This is a genomic window from Bordetella sp. 02P26C-1, from assembly GCF_009763255.1.
Lineage (GTDB): Bacteria > Pseudomonadota > Gammaproteobacteria > Burkholderiales > Burkholderiaceae_B > Bordetella_A.
In genome coordinates, this window is record NZ_WSJB01000018.1 from 101,764 (window position 1) to 124,782 (window position 23,019).

Here is a 23,019-nt window from a genome sequence, read left to right on the forward strand (position 1 = left end):
AATCGAGTTTTTGCTGCCATGACCGACACGCCCGACTCTGCCGCCGTCTCGTCTCCTGCCCTGAAAGCGGCCGTCCTATCCGAAGCACTGCCGTATCTGCGACGATTTCATGGCAAGACGATTGTGGTGAAGTACGGCGGCAACGCCATGACCGAAGAGCGCCTGCAGCGCAGCTTCGCCCATGATGTGGTGCTGCTCAAGTTGGTCGGCCTGAACCCCGTGGTCGTGCACGGCGGCGGACCGCAAATCGATGACGCCCTGCGCCGCGTAGGCAAGCAAGGCACGTTTATTCAGGGTATGCGCGTGACCGACGCCGAGACGATGGAAGTCGTCGAATGGGTGCTGGGCGGCCAAGTGCAGCAAGACATCGTCATGATGATCAACGAGGCAGGCGGCAAGGCCGTTGGCCTGACGGGCAAGGATGGCATGCTGATCCAGGCCCGCAAGAAACTCATGGCCAACAAGGACAACCCCAACGAACCCTTGGATATCGGTTTCGTGGGCGATATCACCCAAGTCGAGCCGGCCGTGGTCAAGGCGCTGCAAGACGATCAGTTCATCCCTGTGATTTCGCCGATTGGTTATGGCGAAGACGGCACGGCCTACAACATCAATGCGGATGTGGTGGCAGGCAAGATGGCCGAGGTGCTGGGCGCCGAAAAACTGGTGATGATGACCAACACCCCGGGCGTGCTGGATAAAGCCGGCAACCTGCTGCGCACGCTGTCGGCCCAGACCATTGATGAACTGTTCGAAGATGGCACGATCTCTGGCGGCATGCTGCCCAAGATCTCGTCCTCGCTCGATGCGGCGAAGAACGGCGTGAACTCGGTTCACATCGTTGATGGCCGCGTACCGCACTGCCTGTTGCTCGAAATCCTCACCAACGAGGGCGTGGGCACGATGATCAGCTCGCATTAATGCGGGCCCATCGTTATCTGCTGCGGCCCGCGGCGCGTCAGCGTCGCGCGCGCCGCATCGCCACGGGGGTAAGCGAGCGCCTGTGGCTGTTCGATCTGGACAACACGCTGCACGACTGTTCGCACGCGATCTTTCCGCGTATCGATCATGGCATGACGCATGCCGTGGCGGCGTCATTGAACGTGGATATCGAGACGGCGAACGCGCTGCGTTCGACGTATTGGCGGCGCTATGGCGCGACTGTCATCGGCATGGTGCGCCATCACGGGATCGACCCGCATGAGTTTCTGCGGTTAAGCCACGACTTCGATGTGCAACCGCTACTGCGCGCGGAAACTGGGCTGGCTGGTAAATTGCGCCAGTTGCCAGGGCGCAAGGTCTTGCTCACCAATGCCCCATTTCATTACGCGCGCGATGTGCTGCGGCACCTGGGTATCTTGCGGCAATTCGACAGCCTCTGGGCCATCGAGCATATGCGGCTGCATGGCGAGTTTCGGCCCAAGCCCTCTCCCGCCTTGCTGCGTTACGTGCTGGCGCGCGAAGGTGTGCCGCCATCTCAGGCCGTGCTGGTGGAGGACACTTTGCCGAATTTGCGTGGCGCGCGTCAGGTCGGATTACGCACGGTGCACGTCTATCACTCGGGCACGCCCTTTGCACGCCGCAACCATCAACGGCCGGCCTATGTGGACTTGCGGGTAAACTCGGTGAGCGATTTGCTACTGCGCCGCCGTCCCATCCGGGCGGTTTAGCGCTCTTTTTCCTCCTCAGACGGACCCACACGTTTCAGCCATGGCGAGTAAACCCGGCGAGCGAAAAACCCAGATCCTGCAAACCCTGGCGGAAATGCTGGAGCAGCCGCACGCTGCCCGTATCACCACCGCGGCGCTGGCGGCTCGCATGCAGCTCTCAGAAGCTGCACTCTACCGGCATTTCGCCAGCAAGGCGCAGATGTTCGAGGGACTGATCGAATTCATCGAGGTCAGCATTTTCACCCTGGTCAACCAGATCGCCGATGCGGACCGCCAAGGGGTGAGCCAAGCGCGCAAGATCGTCTCCATGCTGCTGGCGTTTTCCGAGCGCAACAAGGGCATGACGCGCGTGCTGACAGGCGATGCGCTGGTGACCGAGGACAACCGGCTGCAAGAACGCATCAACCATATCAATGACCGCATCGAGGCATCGCTGAAGCAATCGTTGCGCGTGGCCGTCACCGATGGACAGCTGCCGCCCGAAACCGATATCAGCGCCCGCGCCAGCCTGCTCACGCACCTGGTGCTGGGCCGCTGGCTGCGCTACGCGCAAAGCGGCTGGCGGGTGACGCCCACCAGCCAGCTGGACGAGCAACTGCGCGTGGTGTTGCCGCTTTAACCGGCCAGCGGCACGCCTGGCAGCGAAGCCGAGCGCGTCCCGGGCAGCGGCGAGCAGCTTTCCGGATGATAGGTGTGCACGAGCGAGAGCTTGACCTGATCGCTGCTGTTTTGCCGGGCCGCGTGCAAGGTGCGGCAATGAAAAAACACCACGTCGCCGGGCTCCAGCGTCGGACACACCGCGCGCTCGATCCAGGCTTGGTTCTGCGGCAGGTCCGCGCGAAAGAACTTCTGCTCATCGAACTGCGACGCATCGAACGCGGCCGTGTGCGAGCCTGGCAGGAAAAACAGCCCCCCGTTATCCGCCGTCTCGTGCCCCAGGGCCAGCCAGGTAGAGACCAGATCGTCCTCGGAAAAGGACCAATAACGAATGTCCTGATGCCAGCCCGTCAGGCTGCCATAGGCGGGATGTTTGGTCATGACACAGTTATGGTGTGCGCGCGACAAGACTGGCGTCTCGCCAAAATACGCACGCAACCATGCGCCGATGTCCTGCCGGGTGGCCCATTGCTGAAACAAGGGCCCGCGACGATAGGCATCTAGCAGCCGGCGCACCGTCGCGCCACCCTGCGCATCGCGCGATGGCGGCGCACCCGGGTATTGCAGATCGGCCTCGTACTCGATGGGCTCGATCACCGCGTCCAATTGGCGTTGCGCTTCGGCGCGCAAGGCCTGGACGATCTCGGGCGAGGCGAACTGCCTTGCCACCACAAAGCCCTGTTCACGCAGGGTCTGGACTTGCTCGGCCACGGATGATGCTGACATTGCTTTCTCGAACATATCGACGCGCAGGCGTCGATCGATGGGTCACATCGATTCAGCGCGGGGCATCGCCCCGATCGACACGAATCTGTTCGACATTATGGCACTGTGCGAGCTCGCGTTCATGCTGGACGTTGCGCACCCATTCGCGCCATACGGCAACCAGCAGCGCCATCAGCACCGGACCCACGAACAGCCCGACGATGCCCATGGTCTTGACCCCGCCCACCAGACCGAAAAACGTGGGCAGAAAAGGCAGTTTGACCGGCCCGCCGACTAATCGCGGGCGCAATGTCTTGTCGACGATAAAGAGCTCGATCGTGCCCCACGCGAACAGCGCGATACCCGCCACCAGATGCCCGGAGCCGATCAGGTACAAGGACACTAGCGTAAATGACAACGGCGCGCCACCCGGAATGAGCGCCATGAATCCGGTCACCACGCCTAGCAATACCGGCGAAGGCACGCCCGCGATCCAATACGCGATACCAAGCACGACGCCCTCGCCTACCGCGATCAAGCTCATGCCAGTCACGGTAGAGCTGACTGTCGCGGGCACCACGCGCGAAAACCGCCGCCAGCGTTCGGGCAAGATACGCTCGCCCAGGATGTCGAGCTGGCCTAACATGCGATCGCCGTCTTTATAGACAAAGAACAAGGTAATCAGCATGAAGAGCACGCTTAGCAACAGGTGAAACGCGTTGCCGGTGGCGGACAGGACCATGCGATAGATATTGCCCAGATGCTCGCCGCTGACGGCTTCGACCAGCGCGCCCAAGGCATGCGGCTCGCCGACATAGGTGATCCAGTATTCGGTCAACCTGTCGCCCACAACCGGCAATGACGAAATCCATGCAGGCACGGCCACGCCATGACGGTTGGCCGCCAAGGCCCAGGCAACAAAATTACTGGCCTCGTTGATGGCATAAGACAGTGCCAACGACAAAGGCACGATGATCACCAGGATGACGGTAATCAACGCCAGCGATGCCGCCGGGATCGTTCGTCCGCCGCAGGCGCGCACGATGCGCTGAAACACCGGCCAGGTGGCCAGCCCGATGATCAGGGCGGCCAGCGCCGGAACAAGAAAACCACTGAGGAAATAAATGCCGGCCAGCAACACCAGCAAGAGTAGCCAGCGGGCAATGAGGTACGCAGGTAAAACAGGCTGCTGCATGGATTGAGCCAATTGGGCGTTAGGGCGACTGCACAAATATACAGGACTCCCCTCGCAGACAAGGAGCCCCCAACCAGGGGGCATCCTCGGATTGACAGCGCGTGGGCTGATTCAGATCGCGTATTCCAGCTCCGCGGGCGTGCCCCGGCGCGGCGCGCGAATGGCACCCGGCAGGAGCTCGGGCTTGCGCACGTCGTGGCAACCTTCGCTGCCGTCGCCGCCGCGCAGCAAGGGGCAGCGCATGAACAATTCCGCGACCCAATCGGAAAACACGCGCACTTTGGGCGAGAGCTGACGGCTCTGCGGATAGAGCAACGAGATTGGCAGGATCGTCGGTCGCCACTGCGGCAGCACCTCGATCAGTTCCCCCGATTGCAGATGGGGCAAGGCGATGAACCTCGCCGTTTGAATCAGACCGAATCCCTGCAATCCCAAGGCCAGATGCGCGCTCCAATCGTTGACCGCCATGTCGCCCGTCATATCGACCTCGTGGACGCGGCCGTCAATGACGAAGTCCCAGCTGAAACTGCGGCCCGTGCGGTTGCAGAAATAGTTCAGCGCGCGATGCGACTTTAGATCTTCCAGCGTGTGCGGCATGCCATGCCGTTCCAGATACGAGGGCGCCGCGCAGGTCACGAACTGGAACGAGCCGATGCGGCGCGCCACCAGCGACGAGTCTTCGAGTTCGCCGCCGCGGATCACACAATCGACGGCCTCTTGCACCAGATCCACGCGACGGTCGCTCATGCCCAGCACCAGCTCGATGTCGGGATAGCGTTCGCGGAACTCTGCAATCGCAGGCACGAGGATCAACCTGCCCACGCTCGCTGGCACATCGATGCGCAGCTTGCCCTGGGGTTTGACCGCGGCGGCCTGAAAACACGCCTCGGTTTCCTCCACATCGGCCAGCACGCGTTTACTATGGTCAAAGTAAGCCGCGCCATCGGGCGTGAGGCTGATACGACGCGTGGTGCGGTTCAACAGGCGTACGCCTAAATGGCGCTCGAGATTCTGAATAATGGTGGTGACCGTCGTACGAGGCAGACCCAGGCTGTCGGCTGCCCGGGTAAAACTATTGACCTCGACGACACGCGCAAACACCTGCATGGCTTGAAAACGATCCATGGTGTTGTCGTCCATAAAAGCGTGGTGATGGCGCAAGCATAACTCCGTTTTGCCCCAATTGTTCATTTTCCTCGAACAGTGTTGCCGACAGCGGCACGTTTATCCCGGCGCGCAAAACACTCAGAATACGTTCCATCTACGCTGGTCCGTCGGCCCATCGGTCCGACCGGCGGCTTTTGGCTTTGCCGCCGCCTCCGGCACACCCCATACGATTAAGGAAACACCCATGTCTGTTTCGCGTTCGCGCATCGCAGTAATGACGGCTGTCGTGGCCCTGCTCGTGGCGGCCGGGGGCTATTCGCTCTGGAGCAACGAGCCAGGACCCGGCGCCGCGCAAGCGTCGGCCGCCCCCGCGGCGCCGTCGGTCGACGTCGCCCCCGCGCTGGGCAAGTCGGTGATCGACTGGCAGGAGTATTCGGGCCGGCTCGAAGCCATCGATGTGGTCGACATTCGGCCGCTCGTGTCCGGCACGCTGACCGCCGTGCATTTCAAGGACGGCAGTCTGGTGAAAAAAGGCGACCCGCTCTTTACGATAGACCCGCGCCCCTATGCCGCCGAGGTGGACCGTGCCGCCGCGCAATTGGCCGCAGCCCAGGCGCGCGTCGCCTTTACCGCATCAGAACTCGCGCGCGGGCAACGTCTGCTGGCCGAGAATGCGATCGCCAAACGCGATTTCGAATCCAAGCGCAATGATGCGCGTGAAGCGGCGGCCAATTTAAAGGCGGCTCAGGCCGCGCTGGATGCCGCCAAACTGAATCTTGGCTACACCGAAATCGTCGCGCCCGTGACGGGCCGGGTATCGCGCGCGGAGGTGACCGTCGGCAATGTGGTGGCCGCGGGGGCGAACTCAAAGCCTTTGACCCGCCTCGTGTCGGTCTCGCAAATGTATGCCGCGTTCGACGTGGATGAGAAAGCCTATCTGAATTACGTGAGTCCCGCGCGCACGACAGGCGCGTCGGTGCCGGTGGAATTGGGACTGGCCAACGATCTGGAGTATCCGCGCGCAGGCGTGGTGCAGTCCGTGGATAACCGTATCGATACGCAATCGGGCACGATCCGGGTGCGGGCGGTGTTTGACAATGCGGATGGGTTGCTGGTGCCGGGCATGTATGCGCGGATCCGCCTGGGCGGCACCGTGCCGCACCACGCCGTGCTGATCGACGAACGCGCGATCGGCACCGATCAAGACAAGCGTTTCGTGCTGGTGGTCGATGATCAAGGCCAGACGAGTTATCGGCGCGTCACCCTGGGTGCGAACCAAGGCAATCTGCGCGTCGTGACCAGCGGGCTTGAGCCCGGCGAGCGCATCGTGGTCAATGGATTGCAGCGCGTGCGCCCGGGCGAGACCGTGTCCCCGAACCTCGTGTCGATGGAATCGAATTCGCCCAAGACGACGCAGACCGCCAGCCTGAACTAACCCCGACGCCTGGCGCTGGCTGACGCTGGCGCCACTCAAACGCCTTAGCGATTCGTTGCCGGCACACGCTTGTGTGCGCCGGCCGGGCCGCGTGTTGCCCGTCGCAGCACCATGCCACTGGCAGGAAGCAAGCATGAATATTTCTAAATTCTTTATCGACCGGCCCATTTTTGCGGGCGTGCTATCGGTGATCGTGCTGTTGGCGGGCTTGCTCGCGATGTTCCAACTGCCGATCTCGGAATATCCGGAGGTCGTGCCGCCTTCGGTCGTGGTGCGCGCCCAATACCCGGGCGCCAATCCTGCCGTGATCGCCAATACGGTGGCCTCGCCCTTGGAGGAATCGATCAACGGCGTCGAGGACATGCTGTATATGCAGTCGCAGGCCAATAGCGATGGCAATCTGGCGGTGACGGTCTACTTCAAGCTTGGCGTCGATCCGGACAAGGCGCAACAGCTGGTGCAAAACCGCGTGTCGCAGGCGCTGCCGCGCTTGCCGCCCGATGTGCAGCGGCTGGGCGTAACAACAACGAAAAGCTCGCCCACCCTGACGCTGGTCGTGCATCTGGTCTCGCCCGACAACCGCTACGACAGCACCTATCTGCGCAACTATGCGGTGTTGAACATCAAGGATCGCTTGGCGCGTATCAGCGGCGTCGGTGAGGTACAGATCTGGGGCTCGGGCAGCTATTCGATGCGCGTGTGGCTCGATCCGCAGAAGGTGGCACAGCGCGGGTTAACCGCCGCCGAAGTGGTCAATGCGATCCGCGAGCAGAACGTGCAGGTCGCCGCCGGCGTGATCGGGCAATCGCCGACGCTGGGCGATGTGCCCATGCAGTTCTCGGTCAATGCGCAAGGCCGGCTGAAAGACGAGACAGAGTTCGGACAGATCATCCTGAAGTCCTCACCCGATGGCGCGATCACGCGGTTGTCGGATGTGGCGCGCATCGAGCTGGGCGCGCAGGAATACGGTCTGCGGTCGCTGCTGGATAATCAACCTGCCATCGGCATGGGCATCATGCAGTCGCCCGGCGCGAACGCGCTGGATGTCTCGGAGCAGGTGCGGGAAACGATGAAGGAGTTGTCGGCCGATTTCCCTCCGTCGGTGTCTTACCGTATCGAGTATGACCCCACGCAGTTCGTGCGTTCGAGCATCAAGGCCGTGATCTCGACGCTGTTGGAAGCCATCGCATTGGTGGTGCTGGTGGTGATCGTTTTCCTGCAGACGTGGCGCGCATCGATCATTCCATTGCTTGCCGTGCCGGTGTCTATCATCGGAACGTTCTCGCTGCTGTTGGTATTCGGCTATTCAATCAACGCGCTGTCCCTGTTTGGCATGGTGCTGGCCATAGGCATCGTGGTGGATGACGCCATCGTGGTGGTGGAAAACGTCGAGCGCAATATCGCGGCGGGGCTGAGTCCACGTGACGCCACCTATCGCGCCATGCGCGAAGTCAGCGGGCCGATTATCGCTATCGCCTTGACGCTGTGCGCGGTGTTCGTGCCGCTGGCCTTCATGACCGGTTTGTCGGGGCAGTTCTATAAACAGTTCGCCATGACAATCGCGATTTCGACGGTGATCTCGGCGTTTAACTCACTGACCTTGTCGCCGGCGTTATCGGCCATTCTGCTTAAAGGCCATCACGAGAAACCCGACTGGCTCACGCGCGTGCTGAACCGGTTATTCGGGCGGTTCTTTAATGCGTTCAACCGGTTTTTCTCGCGGTCTTCCGACGCGTATGCCACGGGTGTGACCGGCGTGATTCGTCGCAAGGCCGGGGCAATGGGCGTCTATCTGGTGCTACTGGCTGCCACGGCGGGAGTCGCGCATATCGTGCCGGGCGGCTTCGTGCCGGCGCAGGACAAGCAGTATCTGATCGGCTTTGCCCAATTGCCGAACGGGGCGTCGCTGGACCGCACCGAAGACGTCATCCGCCGCATGTCGGATATCGCCTTGAAACAGCCGGGCGTCGCCAGCACGATCGCATTTCCGGGGCTGTCCATCAATGGCTTCACCAACAGTTCCAGCGCCGGCATTGTGTTCGTCACGCTCAAGCCGTTCGATGAACGCCGCAGCGCGGAACTCTCAGGCGATGCCATCACGCAGCAGCTGAACGAAAAATTCGCGGCCATCAAGGATTCGTATATCGCCGTGTTTCCCCCGCCACCTGTCATGGGCCTGGGCACCATGGGAGGATTCAAGCTGCAGATCGAAGACCGGGGCGCCATGGGTTATGCCGAGCTGGACAAGGCCACTCAAGCGTTCTTGGAAAAGGCACGACAGGCGCCTGAGCTGGGTCCGACGTTTACCAACTATCAGATCAACGTTCCTCAATTGGATGTGGACCTCGATCGCGTCAAGGCCAAACAATTGGGTGTGCCTGTGACCGATGTGTTTGATACGCTGCAGATCTATCTGGGCTCGATGTATGTGAACGACTTCAATCGATTCGGTCGAGTATTCCAGGTGCGCGCACAAGCCGATGCGCCCTATCGCGCGCACCCCGAAGACATCCTGCAATTGAAGACACGCAGTGAAAACGGTCAGATGGTGCCGCTGTCGGCGCTGGTCGATGTGCGACAGACCTTTGGGCCGGAGATGGTCGTGCGCTACAACGGCTATACCGCCGCCGATATCAATGGCGGGCCCGCGCCGGGGTATTCGTCCGATCAAGCACAGGATGCAGCAGAGCGTATCGCGGCCGAGACGCTGCCGCGTGGCTTTAAGTTCGAATGGACGGATCTGACTTATCAGCAAATCCTCGCGGGCAATGCGGGCGTCTGGGTGTTTCCCATCAGTGTGTTGTTGGTGTTCTTGGTGCTGGCCGCGCTGTATGAAAGCCTGACGTTGCCGCTGGCGGTGATTCTCATCGTGCCGATGAGTGTACTGGCGGCATTGACCGGGGTGTGGTTGACGCATGGCGATAACAACATCTTCACGCAAATCGGCTTGATGGTGTTGGTCGGATTGTCGGTCAAGAACGCCATCCTGATCGTGGAGTTCGCGCGCGAGCTGGAGATGCAAGGCGGCACGCCACTGCAAGCCGCGATCGAAGCGAGCCGGCTGCGTCTGCGCCCCATTCTGATGACGTCGATCGCCTTCATCATGGGTGTGGTGCCACTGGTGCTATCGACGGGCGCGGGATCGGAAATGCGACAAGCCATCGGCATCGCGGTGTTCTCGGGCATGCTCGGCGTGACCTTGTTTGGCCTCTTCCTGACTCCCGTGTTCTACGTGCTGTTGCGTTCGATGAGTGCCCGCAAACTGCACTCTGCCTCGCATCACGACGCGCCCATGACCGCCACGACCACGGCCGAGTCCGCATCCCATTAAGTAGAGCTGATCATGCAAACCTCATTACGACGAAACGCCAAGGTCTCCAGTCTGCTCGTCCTGCTAATGATTCTGGCGGGATGCGCGGTCGGTCCTACCTACCATCGCCCGGACGTCACGACGCCTGCCCATTACAAGGAGGCCCCGCAACAACAAGAACTCGCGCCGCATGAGGCGGGCGCGTGGCAAACCGCCAATCCTGCGGAAGCGGCATTGCGCGGCGAATGGTGGAAACTCTTTAACGACGAAACGCTTAACGCGTTGGAGCAAGAGGCCCATCAAGCGAACTACAGCCTGCAGGCCGCAGCGGCGCGCTTGAAGCAGGCACGTGCCCTATTAGGAGATGCACGCTCGGCGCTTTTCCCCACCGTGGAGGTGGGCGCCGGGCCGACACGCCAACGTCAATCACCGGCTTCCCAAGGTCTGGACGACGGCGCGTCCACGACACCTGTCACGTTGTGGCGCGCGCAGGCCAGCGTCAGCTACGAGGCGGACCTCTTCGGCCGCGTGTCTTCGACGGTGGACGCGGCAAGGGCCGACGCCGAGCAAAGCGAGGCGTTGTATCGATCCGTGCTGCTGGCCTTGCAGGCCGATGTGGCGCAGGCCTATTTCCAAGTGCGCGAGTTGGATGCGGGTTTGCAGCTGTATCGTCAGACCGTCGGGCTGCGCGAACAAACCCTGCAGCTCATTCAGCGACGCTACGATGCGGGCGACATCAGCGAACTGGATCTGGCGCGAGCGCAATCGGAGCTCGATTCGGCGCGAGCGGAGACGCTCGCCTTCGAGCGGCGACGCACCACGGCTGAACATGCGTTGGCGATCCTGTTGGGAAAGGCGCCATCGGAATTCAGCCTGCCGGAACAGCCGCTCACCCGCATCGCGGTGAATATCCCGGCCGGACTGCCCTCCAGCCTGCTTGAGCGCCGGCCGGACATCGCTGCGGCTGAACGCGCCATGGCGGCCGCCAACGCCCGTATCGGCGCGGCTCAGGCGGCCTTCTTTCCCCGGCTGTCGCTAACGGGTGCGGCGGGATTCGAATCGTCCGAGCTGGGCAATCTGTTCGAATGGTCAACGCGGACATTCTTGCTCGGTCCACTGGTGGGCGCCGCGCTGTCGCTGCCCATTTTCGATGGCGGCCGCCGGCAGGCGGGACTGGATCGTGCACGGGCCGTGTATGAAGAGGATGTCGCCAATTACCGGCAAACGGTGCTCACCGCGTTTCGAGAAGTTGAGGACAATCTCGCAAACTTGCGGCTGTTAAGCCAGCAAATGTCGGCCCAAGACGCGGCATTGAACGCGTCGGCGCGCGCGGCGCGGATATCGCACGTGCAATACGACGAGGGCTCCATCAGCTACCTCGATGTCATCGAGGCGGACCGTACCGTGTTGGCGCAACAGCGCGTGGCCGTGCAGCTCGATGGCGAACGCGCGCGATCCGCGGTCAGTCTGATTCGCGCACTGGGCGGAGGCTGGGATATGCCGGTGCCGATCGCCGCGAAATGATGCTCAGCGCCGGGGCATCAGCCCATCGCAGTGGCGCCCATGTCACGTGGCACAATCAGCGCTTGGACATTTCTGCCTCTCCCGCATCATGCTTATCCTTCTTGACCAGGATGGCGTGCTCGCCGATTTCGAGCACGCCTTTTTAGCCATCTGGAAAGAGCGCCATCCGGACATTCCGCCCGTGGAATTCGCCGACCGGAAATCTTTCCATATCCTGGAGGACTATCCGGCCGAATTGCGTCCGCTTGCGACGGCCATCTACACCGAACCGGGCTTTATCCGCAATCTGCCGCCCGTGCCCGGCGCGCTGGACGCGGTGCGAGAGCTGTTGGCGATGGGTATGGACATTCGCATCTGCACGTCGCCCCTGACGCAGTTTGAGAATTGCGTGCTGGAAAAATACCTGTGGGTAGAGAAGCACCTGGGGCGCGAGGCGACCCAGCGCATCGTCATGACGCGCGACAAAACCCTGGTCCATGGCGATCTGCTCATTGACGATAAACCCGAAATCGTGGGCGCCGTGCGGCCGCGGTGGAAACATATCGTCTACGACGCTCCCTACAACCGGCAGGTCACCGATCGGCCCCGGCTGACCTGGGATAAATGGCGCAACGTGCTGGCTGGCGAGCTTTACGCTGCCGACGCGTAGGGTGCGGCTGAGGTAGTGCCAGGCGCATGAGGCCCCTGTTATCCGCGCCGGGATAGTCAGCGCCGCGCGATATGAGTAGAGTATCGAAGTCCTCACTCCTACTCATCTCGCGGAGCGCATGTGAATCTCAAACTCAACGGTAAGGTCACGGTAGTCACGGGCGGCAGTAAAGGTATCGGTCTGGCGGTGGCAAACGCCTTTGCCGCCGAAGGCGCTTTCGTCGCCATCATTGCGCGCGACCCGCAAGGACTCGAGCAGGCGCGCGCGCAATTACAGGCCAGCGGCCATAACGTCGCCACGTATGCGGCAAATCTGTCGGATGCCGAGGCGGCCTCTCGCGTAATTGCACAGATCGAGCAGGATATCGGGCCCATCGACATTCTGATCAATAGCGCCGGCGCCGCGCGCCGCCACGTCCCCGAAACGCTGGATGCCGCCAAATGGCGCGCGGCCATGGACGCGAAATTCTTCCCGTACGTGCACGTCCAGGACGCCGTGCTGACCAGCATGCGCGCTCGCGCCGAATCTCGCCCCAAAGGCGCGACGAATGGAATCGTGATCAACATCATCGGCACGGGCGGAAAAATCCCTAACCCCACCCACTTGGCCGGCGGCTCGGCCAATGCCGCGCTGATGCTGTCGACGGTGGGTTTGGCCGCCCACTATGCCCGTTACGGCATCCGCATCAATGCCATCAGCCCCGGCGCGACGGCCACGCAACGGGTGGAACAGGGACTGAGCGTGGAAGCCGAACGTCAGGGCATTTCGCTCGAAGAAGCCTACGCGCAAGGTCAGGCCCGGATTCCCCTGGGCCGCTTTGGCAAACCCGAAGAAGTCGCCGACGTTGCCCTCTTCCTGGCCAGCCCCCGGTCATCGTACGTGGTGGGAGCCGTGATCCCGGTCGATGGCGGTACCGCAGCGGTGATCTGAACGTGTCGATGCCGTCGACATGTCCGGTGGGATATGTCGATGAAATGGCTTTTTATCGACACGTCACCCGAACATGTCGATAAAAGAGCGATTTATCGACATATGGCAGAAACGGGTGGATGCAGGTACATATTCCGGCCTCGCACGCGAAACGCTGCCATTCGATAAGGGGAGACTGTAAATCGAAACGAAAACGCCGAGCGACAGAGCGCTCGGCGATATTAAAGCAGGCTGACCGGAATTGGTACGGCAGACAGTGCGCGGGCGCGTCGCCCGCGCACTGTCTTCAGGCGATTAACGCTTCAATTGCGACACATCGCGCACGGCGCCACGGTCGGCCGAGGTGGCCAGGGCGGCGTAGGCTTGCAGCGCTTGCGAGACGACGCGCTGGCGGTTTTCCGGCTTCCAGGCCTTGTCGCCACGGGCTTCCATGGCGGCGCGGCGCTTGGCCAGTTCCTCGTCGGAGACCGCGAGGTGGATCGTGCGGTTGGGGATGTCGATCTCGATGGTGTCGCCGTCTTCGACCAGACCCACGTTACCGCCCTCGGCGGCCTCGGGAGAGGCGTGGCCGATGACCAGCCCCGACGAGCCGCCCGAAAAGCGGCCATCCGTGAACAGTGCGCAGGTTTTGCCCAGGCCCTTGGATTTCAGATAGGAGGTGGGATACAGCATTTCCTGCATACCCGGGCCGCCCTTGGGACCTTCGTAGCGGATGACGACCACGTCGCCGGCTACGATCTTGTCGCCCAGGATGCCTTCCACGGCGTCGTCCTGGCTTTCGAACACTCGGGCGCGTCCAGTGAATACCCACTGCGACTCATCGACGCCAGCGGTTTTCACGATGCAGCCCTTGGGTGCGAGGTTGCCGTACAGCACGGCCAGACCGCCATCCTTCGAATAGGCGTGTGCCTTGTCGCGGATGCAGCCAGATTGGCGATCCAGGTCCAGCGTCAGGTAGGTGGCGTCCTGGCTGAATGCCACGGTGGTCGGGATACCGCCGGGGGCAGCGCGGTAGAACTTTTGCGCCTCTTCGCCGGCGCCGCCGTTGATGTCCCATTTCTGGATGGCATTGCCCAGCGTGCCGCTGTGCACGTTGCCGCAAGACAGATCGAGCAGATCGGCGCGCGCCAGCTCGCCTAGAATGCCCAGGATGCCGCCAGCGCGGTGCACGTCTTCGATGTGATATTTGTCAGTCGCCGGCGCGGCCTTGCACAGGCAAGGCACATTGCGCGAAATGCGATCGATGTCGGCCATGGTGAAGTCCACCCCGGCTTCTTGCGCGGCGGCCAGCAGGTGCAACACCGTGTTGGTCGAGCCGCCCATGGCCACGTCCAGCGTCATGGCGTTCTGGAACGCGCTCTTGGTGGCGATGCTGCGCGGCAGTACCGAGGCGTCGTCCTGCTCGTAGTAACGGCGGCACAGGTCAACGACGAGGCGTCCGGCTTGCTCGAACAGGCCTTTGCGCCAAGCGTGCGTGGCCACGATGGTGCCGTTGCCGGGCAGCGCCAGGCCGATGGCTTCGGTCAGGCAGTTCATCGAGTTGGCGGTGAACATACCCGAACACGATCCGCAGGTCGGACAGGCGCTGCGCTCGTACTGTTCGGCCTCGGCATCGGTGATGTTGGGATCGGCGGCCTTGATCATGGCGTCGATCAGGTCGATCTTGGCGATGACTTTGCCATCCGTGGGCGACTTGATCTTGCCGGCTTCCATGGGGCCGCCGGACACGAACACGACGGGGATGTTGAGGCGCATCGCCGCCATCAGCATTCCCGGAGTGATCTTGTCGCAGTTCGAGATGCACACCATCGCGTCGGCGCAGTGGGCGTTGACCATGTACTCGACGGAGTCGGCGATCAGTTCGCGCGAGGGCAGCGAATACAGCATGCCGCCGTGACCCATGGCGATACCGTCATCCACGGCGATGGTGTTGAACTCCTTGGCCACGCCGCCAGCGGCTTCGATTTCACGGGCAACCAGCGCGCCCAGATCGCGCAGGTGTACGTGACCCGGTACAAACTGCGTAAACGAGTTCACCACCGCAATAATGGGCTTGCCAAAGTCGCCATCCTGCATACCGGTGGCGCGCCACAGGGCGCGCGCACCGGCCATGTTACGGCCATGAGTGGAGGTACGGGAACGGTATTGCGGCATGGTAAATCTCGGTCAGAGGAAGTTCGCAAAGTCTTCAATAATACGCTGGAACGCACCTGGGCTGCAGCAGTGACAGCAGCCGGACGCTTTATTTCTGCCTCGCCCTGTCGCACACTATGAACACCCGCGCATTTCACACGGAATGCGGCGTTTGTTTTCCCGGAATTTCCATGTCCGACATCCTCTCATCTCCCCTTCCCGACGGATCCTCAATCAGGCCTGACGCGCAAGCCCTCATCATCCGCGACAGCACGCCCGAGGACCTGCCCGCCATTCACGCGATTTACGACTATCACGTCCGTCATGGCACGGCGTCGTTCGAGCTGGAGCCGCCCAGCGTGGATGAAATGCGTGCGCGGCGCGAGGCCGTCGTGGCGCGGCAGTTGCCTTATCTGGTGGCCGACAGCGATGGCGACATCCTGGGCTATGCCTATGCCACGCCTTACCGGCCGCGGCCGGCCTATCGCTATACGGTCGAGGACTCTGTTTACGTCAAACACGGTATCGCGGGCCGGGGCATCGGCAAACGGCTATTAGTCGAACTGATCGAGCGATGCACGGCGGGCGGCTGGCGCCAGATGCTGGCCGTGGTGGGCGACAGTCGCAACGCCGCCTCGATCGGCCTGCACGCGCGCTTGGGATTCCATGCCGTGGGGACCTTACGGTCCGTCGGATTCAAGTTCGACGAATGGCGCGACACCGTGTTGATGCAGCGCGCGCTGGGTGATGGCGATCGGCGCGAACCGGATGCTGCCGCCCGTTGAGTCCATAGTTAACGGAGCAACCAAGACGCCCGCGCTATTCGGTGGCGACCGAGGTATCGGAGCCACGCGACATCATGCGAGCACACCTTAGGCGCGCTGCGCCGACCACTTCTCCCAACCGGCCTTGCGCAATGCACAGGCCGGGCAAGTCCCACAACCATACCCCCACGTATGACGCGCACCGCGTTCGCCCAGATAGCAGGTGTGGCTGTGTTCCGTGATGATATCGACGAGCTCCTCTCCGCCAAGCTGATTCGCCAATTCCCAGGTCTCGGCCTTGTCGATCCACATCAATGGCGTTTCGATCGTCACGCGCGAACCGAGCCCCAGGCCTAACGCGACTTGTTGTGCCTTGATCGTATCGTCACGGCAGTCGGGATAACCGGAAAAATCGGTTTCGCACATGCCGCCCACCAGCACATCCAGCTGGCGTCGATAGCCCAGCGCCGCGGCCAGCGTCAAAAACAGGAGATTGCGCCCCGGCACAAACGTGTTCGGCAAACCGTTGGCCTGCATCTCGATGGCCCGGTCACTGGTCATCGCCGTATCGCCGACCTGCGCCAACACGCGCAGATCCAGTACATGATCCTCGCCCAATCGCCCCGCCCATGCCGGAAAACGCGCGCGCAACTCGCGCAGTACCGTCAGACGCGCATCCAGCTCAATGCGATGTCGCTGACCATAGTCGAATGCCACCGTCTCGACATGAGCGTAACGATCCAAAGCCCAGGCCAGGCAGGTCGTGGAATCCTGGCCGCCGGAAAACAGGACAAGCGCGCGTCGTTGATGATTCTGCATAAACACTTCTGAGCTCATTGCCGGGCCACATGCCCGGTTAGAACTTTACCGCAGCTCCAGAAAGGAAAGGAGTGGGACGACACCTCCTGCAAATATCCCACTTTCATTTCAGGGTTATTCCCCTGCCCTGCTGCGTACAATGGTTCGCATCATTTGCCTCATTGCTTTTCGATCGACCGCCACTATTCGCCCCCTTTCGCCTGACGGATCCAACGCTTATGAACGCCATCCGCCCGCAGTCCGATACTGCCGAACCCTTGCGACACGATATCCGACTGCTAGGCCGTTTACTGGGCGAGGTCATTCAGGCCTGCGAAGGCGAGCGGGTGTTCGATACCGTCGAGACCTTGCGCCGCACCGCGGTGCGCTTTCGCCGCGAGGGCAATAAAGCCGATAGCAAGTTGCTAGAGCAACGTGTCAAACGGCTGCGCGGCAATGACCCCAACTCAGTCGCGCGCGCGTTCAGCTACTTTCTGCATCTGTCCAATATCGCCGAAGACCGCGATCAGAACCGCGCGCAACGGGCGTATGCGCTTTCCAACGATACGCCAGCGCGCGGTAGCCTGAAGGAAGCGGTCGAACTGCTGGCCGCACAAGGCGTCGGCACCGACGAAATCCGGCAGCTACTGACTGAAGCCTGCGTCATGCCCGTGCTCACCGCCCACCCGACCGAGGTGCAGCGCAAGAGCACGCTGGACGTGCATCGCGAGATCGCCTCGGTGCTGCTGCAACGCGAGGGCCCGCTGACCCCACAGGAAATCGCCGAGCTGGACCTGACCTTGCTCGGCCGCATCGCGACGCTGTGGCAAACGCGCATGCTGCGTTACACGCGCCTGACCGTGGCCGACGAGATCGAAAACGCGCTGTCGTACTACCGCAGCACGTTTCTGCATGTCATCCCCCGGCTGTATACCGATCTCGCACGTTTGCTCACCCCCGCGCCTGTCAAGCCGTTCGACGCGCCCGCCGCGCCGCTGGCGCCATTTCTGCGCATGGGCAGCTGGATCGGTGGGGATCGCGATGGCAATCCGAATGTGGATGCCGATACGCTGGAACTGGCGCTGCTGCGTCAGGCCACCGTGCTGTTCGAGTATTACTTGCAGGAGATCCACGCGCTGGGCGCGGAGCTTTCGATCACCACCTTGATCATCAAGGTCGACGACAAACTACGCGCCCTCGCGGACGCGGGTGGCGATGATTCTGCACACCGCCGCGACGAACCGTACCGGCGTGCGCTGGTGGGCGTCTACGCTCGGCTCGCCGCCACCGCGCAACGGCTCACTGGCCGGGATCTGGCGCGGCGCGTCACCCATCCCGCGGCGCCCTACGCCACGCCCGCCGAGTTCGCCGAGGATCTCGCAACGATTGCGTCCTCGCTATCGGCGCATCATGGCGCACCCATTGCGCGCCTTCGATTGAGCGGGCTGCAACAAGCGGTGGAGGTGTTCGGCTTTCATCTGGCCACAGTGGACCTGCGTCAGAGTTCGGATGTGCATGAACGCGTCCTTACCGAACTATTCCATCGCGCGGGCGCGCAGATCGACGGCAAGCCTGTCGATTACAGCAAACTCGATGAGGACGCGCGCGTCGCGCTGCTGCGATCCGAGCTCGCACAAGCCCGCCCGTTGGCTTCTCCGTGGATCGCTTATAGCGAAGAGACCACGCGCGAGTTGGCGATCCTGCGTACCGCGGCAGCCATGCGAGCGCGCTATGGCAAAGCCGCCGTGCAGCAGACCATTGTGTCGCACACCGAAACGCTAAGCGATCTGCTGGAGGTCTTGGTCCTGCAACTGGAGACCGGGCTCATCGCCGTGCCGGGCCAGCCGATCGAACCACAAGACGGCTTGATGGTCGTGCCTTTGTTCGAGACCATTCCCGATCTGGAGCGCGGCCCCGAGATCATGGCCGCGTGGCTAGATTTACCGGAAGTGCGCGCACGCGTGCAGCATGCGCAAAACAGCACGCAAGAAGTGATGCTGGGCTATTCGGACAGCAACAAGGATGGCGGCTTTTTAACTTCTAACTGGTCGCTCTATCAGGCCGAGCGTGCATTGGTCGATGTATTCAGCGCGCGCGGCGTGCGGCTGCGCCTGTTTCACGGTCGCGGTGGCTCGGTCGGGCGCGGCGGCGGCTCCAGCTTCGATGCGATCCTCGCGCAGCCACCCGGCACGGTCGCCGGACAGCTGCGCCTGACCGAACAGGGCGAGGTGATTCAAAGCAAATATAAGGACGCCGAAGTCGGCCGCTGGCATCTCGATCTACTAGTCGCCGCGACGCTGGAGTCGTCACTGGCGCCGCGCGCCGCGGCCGCGAGTGCCGAAGACGCCCACATGGCGGAATACGGACCGGCGATGTCTTTCATGTCCGAGATGGCACAGCAGAGCTATCGCGGCTTGGTCTACGAAACCCCCGGATTCGCGGAATACTTCTTTGCCACCACGCCCATCACCGAGATCGCCGGATTAAACATTGGCTCTCGCCCAGCATCGCGCAAGCAAGGCCAACGCATCGATGATCTGCGCGCGATCCCATGGGGATTCTCCTGGGCGCAATGCCGCTTGATGCTGACGGGCTGGTACGGCGTGGGATCAGCAGTCGAGGCCTATTTGGAAAGCGGTGCCTCTGGCGCGCCGCGCTCGCGACGGGCTCGTCTGGCGCAGTTGCGCGAGATGGCGCGCGATTGGCCCGCGTTTCGCACGCTGCTATCCAATATGGAAATGGTGCTGGCCAAATCGGATCTCGCCATCGCCGCTCGATATGCGCAGTTGCTGACGAACCGGTCATTGCGCGAACGCATCTTCGATCAGATCAGCGCCGAACACGCTCGCACGGTGGCGATACTGCGCCTGTTAACCCAGCGTGAGCTGTTGGCGGACAACCCGGTGTTGCAAGCCTCGCTACGCGAGCGTTTTGCGTATATCGACCCGCTGAATTATCTGCAGATCGATCTGATCCGTCGTTATCGCGCGGCCCAGCAAGATGACAGCGCCGAGCCTGACAAACGCATGCGCGCCGCCATTCATTTAACGATCAACGGCATCGCGGCGGGATTGCGCAACTCGGGTTGATTCAAGGCTGTGTGGCAATATCGAGCGCGCGCTCGAGCGAGACGCGAATCATCTCGCCATGGCCATGCTGCGGGAAGGTTTCATACGTCACGTTCGCGCCCCCCTGGCGCAGGCCTTCTGCCATATCGCCGATGATGGCGCGGGGGTTTTCAACGGGCGCTTGCCCCGGCTTGGCGCGCGGCAGATTCGGCATGGGCCGATTCGGGTCGCGCGGCTTGGTGCCCACAAAGACAGCCACCGCTTTGCCCGCGGCTTGTTTGGCGTCGAACGCTTGCCACTCGCGCACCAGGACGCCATCGTTCCACCAGGCAGAGGGATCGCCCGCCACATAGCGCGCGAACGCCGCGGGCCGCGTGAACAAAGTGTGCAGCGTGAACAGGCCCCCATAGGAATGGCCCCACAGCATTTCCTTGCGCGAATTCACGGCGGTGCGCGATTTCACCAACGGCTGGATAACGGACTGTATGTAGTCCAAAAAGATATCCGCCCCGCCGCCCGCGCGCCCACGGTCGTCTTCCTGATGGACGCGCTGGCCGTTCTCGTAGGTGGGCGGCGTGTAGTCGAACGCGCGCGACACCACATCATTGCGGGTCGGCACGTCATAACCGATGGCAACCAGCACGGGCGGATGTCCGCTATTGGCGAGCTTGGCCAGATCGTCATCTTGCAACGTCGCCATCGCTGCATTGCCATCAAGCATATAAAGCACTGGATATCCGCCCGCAGGCGCCGGGGCGCGGGGAATGGAAATATCAATGCGGTAATGTCGCTTGCCATCGGCCGAATCAAGCATATGGCGCTCGAATTGATACCAGGAAGACGGCCGGTCCATGACGGTTTCTCCCACCAGTTGCATGCCCGGCGCGGGCTCGGCCACCGGCGTCTGGGCATAGACGCTTGCGGCCCCCAGGACACTGCACAGCGACAGGATGGAGAGTCTGATCATGGACGCAATCCTTAAATTGATTCGAAGATGGTTTGCATCGGGACATGCCGCAACCTCTCGCGGCATGGCCGCGATTTTCACGCAGACCTGGAGGTGTAAATGAGAATAGATACGGATTCTAACCCCAGGGAAAGGTCGACCGGGCGAGATCGTCTTGGGCCGCCGCCAGGTGTCCAGCCTGCGGGCGGTGGCGGCAAAGATATTTGTCGGGCTGCTTGGTTTGTTAGTACTATTTCGCCAAGAATTCTCTATCCGCACAAATGTTCGTATAGAGAACATACATCGCAGCAGGCATAGCCCGACGTCGTCGCCGTGCCACGTCGCCTCCGGAGAATTACGACATGGATCACCCCATTCAGACCCTCGCCGTGATTGGCGCAGGCGCCATGGGCAGCGGAATCGCCGCCCTCTACGCCGCGAAAGGCATCGACGTCGTGCTGATCGACCCCGTCCCGGGCGCACTGTCACGGGCCGCCGAAGTCATCGACCGGCAGTTGGGGGTCTATGCGCCGGACGGCGTGGCCGAGGCGCGCCGTCGAATCCGCATGGACGAGGGCCTGGAAGCCGCCTGCGCGGGCGACCTAGTGATCGAGGCCATTCCGGAAAAACTCGAACTTAAACGCAACGTGTTCGCCCGGCTGGATACCTTGTGCCCCGCCGAGTCGATCTTTGCCACCAACACGTCGGGCCTGTCCATTAACGCGATTGCCGACTCGGTCACGCGACGCGATCGTTTCGTGGGCACGCACTTCTTCACCCCGGCAGACGTCATACCCTTGGTGGAAGTCGTGCGCAATGACGACACCTCGACCGACACCGTCGAGCGCGTCATGGCGTCGCTGCGGTATGTGGGCAAGCGGCCCGTCCTCGTCAACCGCGACATCCCAGGCTTTATCGCCAACCGCATTCAACATGCACTGGCGCGCGAAGCGATCTCGCTATTGGAGCAAAGTGTCGCCAGCGCCGAGGACATCGACGAAGTGGTCAAGTGGAGCCTGGGCATCCGCCTGGCGATAACCGGCCCTCTGGAACAGCGCGATATGAATGGCATCGATGTCCACCATGCCATCGCGACCTATTTGTACCCGGACCTGGAAAACCGCACGACGCCCTCGCCGCTATTGGCGCAAAAGGTCGCTGACGGCCATCTGGGCGCCAAGACCGGCCAAGGCTTCTACTCCTGGCCTGCCGAGACACGCGAGCAAACTCTGCGCGACAAGAGCGCGACCCTGACAGAGCTGGTCGCCTTGCTGCAAAAGCGCCGTGCCGACTGACCGACGCCCTGCCTGTTGATGAAGAAAAGATCAGGCCGATCACACAAGTGCCGTCAGGCCCGTGTGCGAGTCATGGAACGATCGACACCTATGAGAGGAGCACCATGAAACCCCAAGCATATCTGGTCACCGGCGGCAGCGCGGGCATTGGCGCGGCCATCGTCAGCGCGCTGTTAAAGGCCGGCCACCGCGTCATCAACATCGACTACCGCCTTCCCGAGGTTTCGCCCGAGGGGCTCATTTCCATTCAGGCCGACCTGACCGACACCGCGCAGACGCAGGCCGCCGTGGCTCAAGCCCGCCGCGACCACGCCATCATCGGGCTGGTGAACAATGCTGGCGCTACACGGCCGGGCACAGTCGACACCGCGACGCTGGAAGATCTGGACTATGTGTTCGCGCTGCATCTGCGCACGGCGATGATCCTGGCGCAGGCGGTGGTGCCCGATATGCGCGAGGCGGGATTCGGGCGCATCGTCAACATGTCCTCGCGCGCCGCGCTGGGCAAGCCCGATCGCGTGGCGTATTCGGCCACCAAGGCCGGCCTGGTCGGCATGACCCGCACGCTGGCGATGGAACTGGGTGCGGACGGCATCACGGTCAACGCAATCGGCCCCGGCCCGATCGCCACCGATCTGTTTCGCAACAGCAATCCCGATGGCGCGCCGCAGACGCAGCGCATCATCAACAGCATCGTCGTCAAACGCCTGGGAACTCCCGAGGATGTGGCGCGCGCGGCGATGTTCTTCCTATCGCCGGACAATGGCTTTGTCACGGGCCAGATGCTGTACGTCTGTGGCGGCACTACCTTGGGCGTAGCGCCAATCTGACAT

General features: G+C 62.2%; 18 protein-coding genes. 12 read left to right on the forward strand and 6 right to left on the reverse strand.

Annotated elements, in window-relative coordinates:
- The first annotated feature begins 18 nt into the window (after positions 1-18).
- Genes argB through slmA form a run of 3 tightly spaced genes read left to right on the forward strand, consistent with a single transcriptional unit; the run spans position 19 to position 2,289 of the window.
- Complete coding sequence (gene argB, locus GOQ28_RS09920) at positions 19-921, forward strand: acetylglutamate kinase (RefSeq protein ID WP_160350446.1); 903 nt, start codon at positions 19-21, stop codon at positions 919-921.
- Positions 921-1,670 (forward strand): pyrimidine 5'-nucleotidase, encoded by a 750-nt coding sequence (locus GOQ28_RS09925; protein ID WP_160350447.1) that lies wholly within the window; start codon positions 921-923, stop codon positions 1,668-1,670. Before argB ends, GOQ28_RS09925 begins: the two co-directional genes overlap by 1 nt.
- A gap of 40 nt (positions 1,671-1,710) precedes the next feature.
- A complete protein-coding gene (slmA, locus tag GOQ28_RS09930) occupies positions 1,711-2,289 on the forward strand; it encodes a nucleoid occlusion factor SlmA (protein ID WP_160350448.1) in 579 nt (192 codons plus the stop codon).
- Here slmA and GOQ28_RS09935 read toward each other — a convergent pair.
- The 3 genes from GOQ28_RS09935 to GOQ28_RS09945 all read right to left on the reverse strand — a co-directional run bounded on the left by GOQ28_RS09935 (position 2,286) and on the right by GOQ28_RS09945 (position 5,352).
- Positions 2,286-3,053 carry a phytanoyl-CoA dioxygenase family protein gene (locus tag GOQ28_RS09935; protein ID WP_160350449.1) on the reverse strand — a complete coding sequence of 256 codons (768 nt, stop codon included), beginning with the start codon at positions 3,051-3,053 and terminating at the stop codon, positions 2,286-2,288. The genes slmA and GOQ28_RS09935 overlap by 4 nt on opposite strands.
- Positions 3,054-3,105: 52 nt before the next feature.
- Positions 3,106-4,227: an AI-2E family transporter gene (locus GOQ28_RS09940; RefSeq protein ID WP_160350450.1), complete on the reverse strand. Its 1,122-nt coding sequence runs from the start codon at positions 4,225-4,227 to the stop codon at positions 3,106-3,108.
- Positions 4,228-4,338: 111 nt separating this feature from the next.
- Complete coding sequence (locus GOQ28_RS09945) at positions 4,339-5,352, reverse strand: LysR family transcriptional regulator (RefSeq protein ID WP_160356325.1); 1,014 nt, start codon at positions 5,350-5,352, stop codon at positions 4,339-4,341.
- A gap of 226 nt (positions 5,353-5,578) precedes the next feature.
- Between GOQ28_RS09945 and GOQ28_RS09950 the strand changes: the two genes are divergently transcribed.
- The 5 genes from GOQ28_RS09950 to GOQ28_RS09970 all read left to right on the forward strand — a co-directional run bounded on the left by GOQ28_RS09950 (position 5,579) and on the right by GOQ28_RS09970 (position 13,182).
- Positions 5,579-6,769 carry an efflux RND transporter periplasmic adaptor subunit gene (locus tag GOQ28_RS09950; protein WP_160356326.1) on the forward strand — a complete coding sequence of 397 codons (1,191 nt, stop codon included), beginning with the start codon at positions 5,579-5,581 and terminating at the stop codon, positions 6,767-6,769.
- Between the two features lie 133 nt (positions 6,770-6,902).
- On the forward strand, positions 6,903-10,100 hold the full coding sequence (locus tag GOQ28_RS09955) for an efflux RND transporter permease subunit (protein ID WP_160356327.1): 3,198 nt from the start codon (positions 6,903-6,905) through the stop codon (positions 10,098-10,100).
- 12 nt (positions 10,101-10,112) lie between these two features.
- Positions 10,113-11,603: an efflux transporter outer membrane subunit gene (locus GOQ28_RS09960; protein ID WP_160356328.1), complete on the forward strand. Its 1,491-nt coding sequence runs from the start codon at positions 10,113-10,115 to the stop codon at positions 11,601-11,603.
- 88 nt (positions 11,604-11,691) lie between these two features.
- Positions 11,692-12,252, forward strand: coding sequence for a 5'-3'-deoxyribonucleotidase (locus GOQ28_RS09965; protein WP_160356329.1), 561 nt, complete (start codon positions 11,692-11,694; stop codon positions 12,250-12,252).
- Between the two features lie 120 nt (positions 12,253-12,372).
- The gene (locus tag GOQ28_RS09970) at positions 12,373-13,182 is read left to right on the forward strand and encodes an SDR family oxidoreductase (protein WP_160350456.1); all 810 of its coding nucleotides are present in this window, start codon (positions 12,373-12,375) and stop codon (positions 13,180-13,182) included.
- 294 nt (positions 13,183-13,476) lie between these two features.
- On the opposite strand, the gene ilvD is transcribed toward GOQ28_RS09970, so the two are convergent.
- Positions 13,477-15,336, reverse strand: a complete 1,860-nt coding sequence (gene ilvD / locus GOQ28_RS09975) for a dihydroxy-acid dehydratase (RefSeq protein ID WP_160356330.1) — start codon at positions 15,334-15,336, stop codon at positions 13,477-13,479.
- A 170-nt stretch (positions 15,337-15,506) separates the two neighbouring features.
- Between ilvD and GOQ28_RS09980 the strand changes: the two genes are divergently transcribed.
- The gene (locus tag GOQ28_RS09980; RefSeq protein WP_160356331.1) at positions 15,507-16,100 is read left to right on the forward strand and encodes a GNAT family N-acetyltransferase; all 594 of its coding nucleotides are present in this window, start codon (positions 15,507-15,509) and stop codon (positions 16,098-16,100) included.
- 87 nt (positions 16,101-16,187) lie between these two features.
- Here GOQ28_RS09980 and queC read toward each other — a convergent pair whose 3' ends face one another.
- Positions 16,188-16,898 carry a 7-cyano-7-deazaguanine synthase QueC gene (queC, locus tag GOQ28_RS09985; protein WP_160356332.1) on the reverse strand — a complete coding sequence of 237 codons (711 nt, stop codon included), beginning with the start codon at positions 16,896-16,898 and terminating at the stop codon, positions 16,188-16,190.
- Between the two features lie 218 nt (positions 16,899-17,116).
- Between queC and ppc the strand changes: the two genes are divergently transcribed.
- A complete protein-coding gene (gene ppc / locus GOQ28_RS09990; protein ID WP_160356333.1) occupies positions 17,117-19,966 on the forward strand; it encodes a phosphoenolpyruvate carboxylase in 2,850 nt (949 codons plus the stop codon).
- A gap of 1 nt (position 19,967) precedes the next feature.
- On the opposite strand, the gene GOQ28_RS09995 is transcribed toward ppc, so the two are convergent.
- Positions 19,968-20,912, reverse strand: coding sequence for an alpha/beta hydrolase (locus tag GOQ28_RS09995; RefSeq protein ID WP_160356334.1), 945 nt, complete (start codon positions 20,910-20,912; stop codon positions 19,968-19,970).
- Between the two features lie 341 nt (positions 20,913-21,253).
- Here GOQ28_RS09995 and GOQ28_RS10000 point away from each other — a divergent pair, with 341 nt between their 5' ends.
- Both GOQ28_RS10000 and GOQ28_RS10005 read left to right on the forward strand, forming a co-directional pair.
- Complete coding sequence (locus tag GOQ28_RS10000; RefSeq protein WP_160356335.1) at positions 21,254-22,186, forward strand: 3-hydroxyacyl-CoA dehydrogenase family protein; 933 nt, start codon at positions 21,254-21,256, stop codon at positions 22,184-22,186.
- 104 nt (positions 22,187-22,290) lie between these two features.
- On the forward strand, positions 22,291-23,016 hold the full coding sequence (locus GOQ28_RS10005; protein ID WP_160356336.1) for an SDR family NAD(P)-dependent oxidoreductase: 726 nt from the start codon (positions 22,291-22,293) through the stop codon (positions 23,014-23,016).
- The last annotated feature ends 3 nt before the right edge of the window (positions 23,017-23,019 follow it).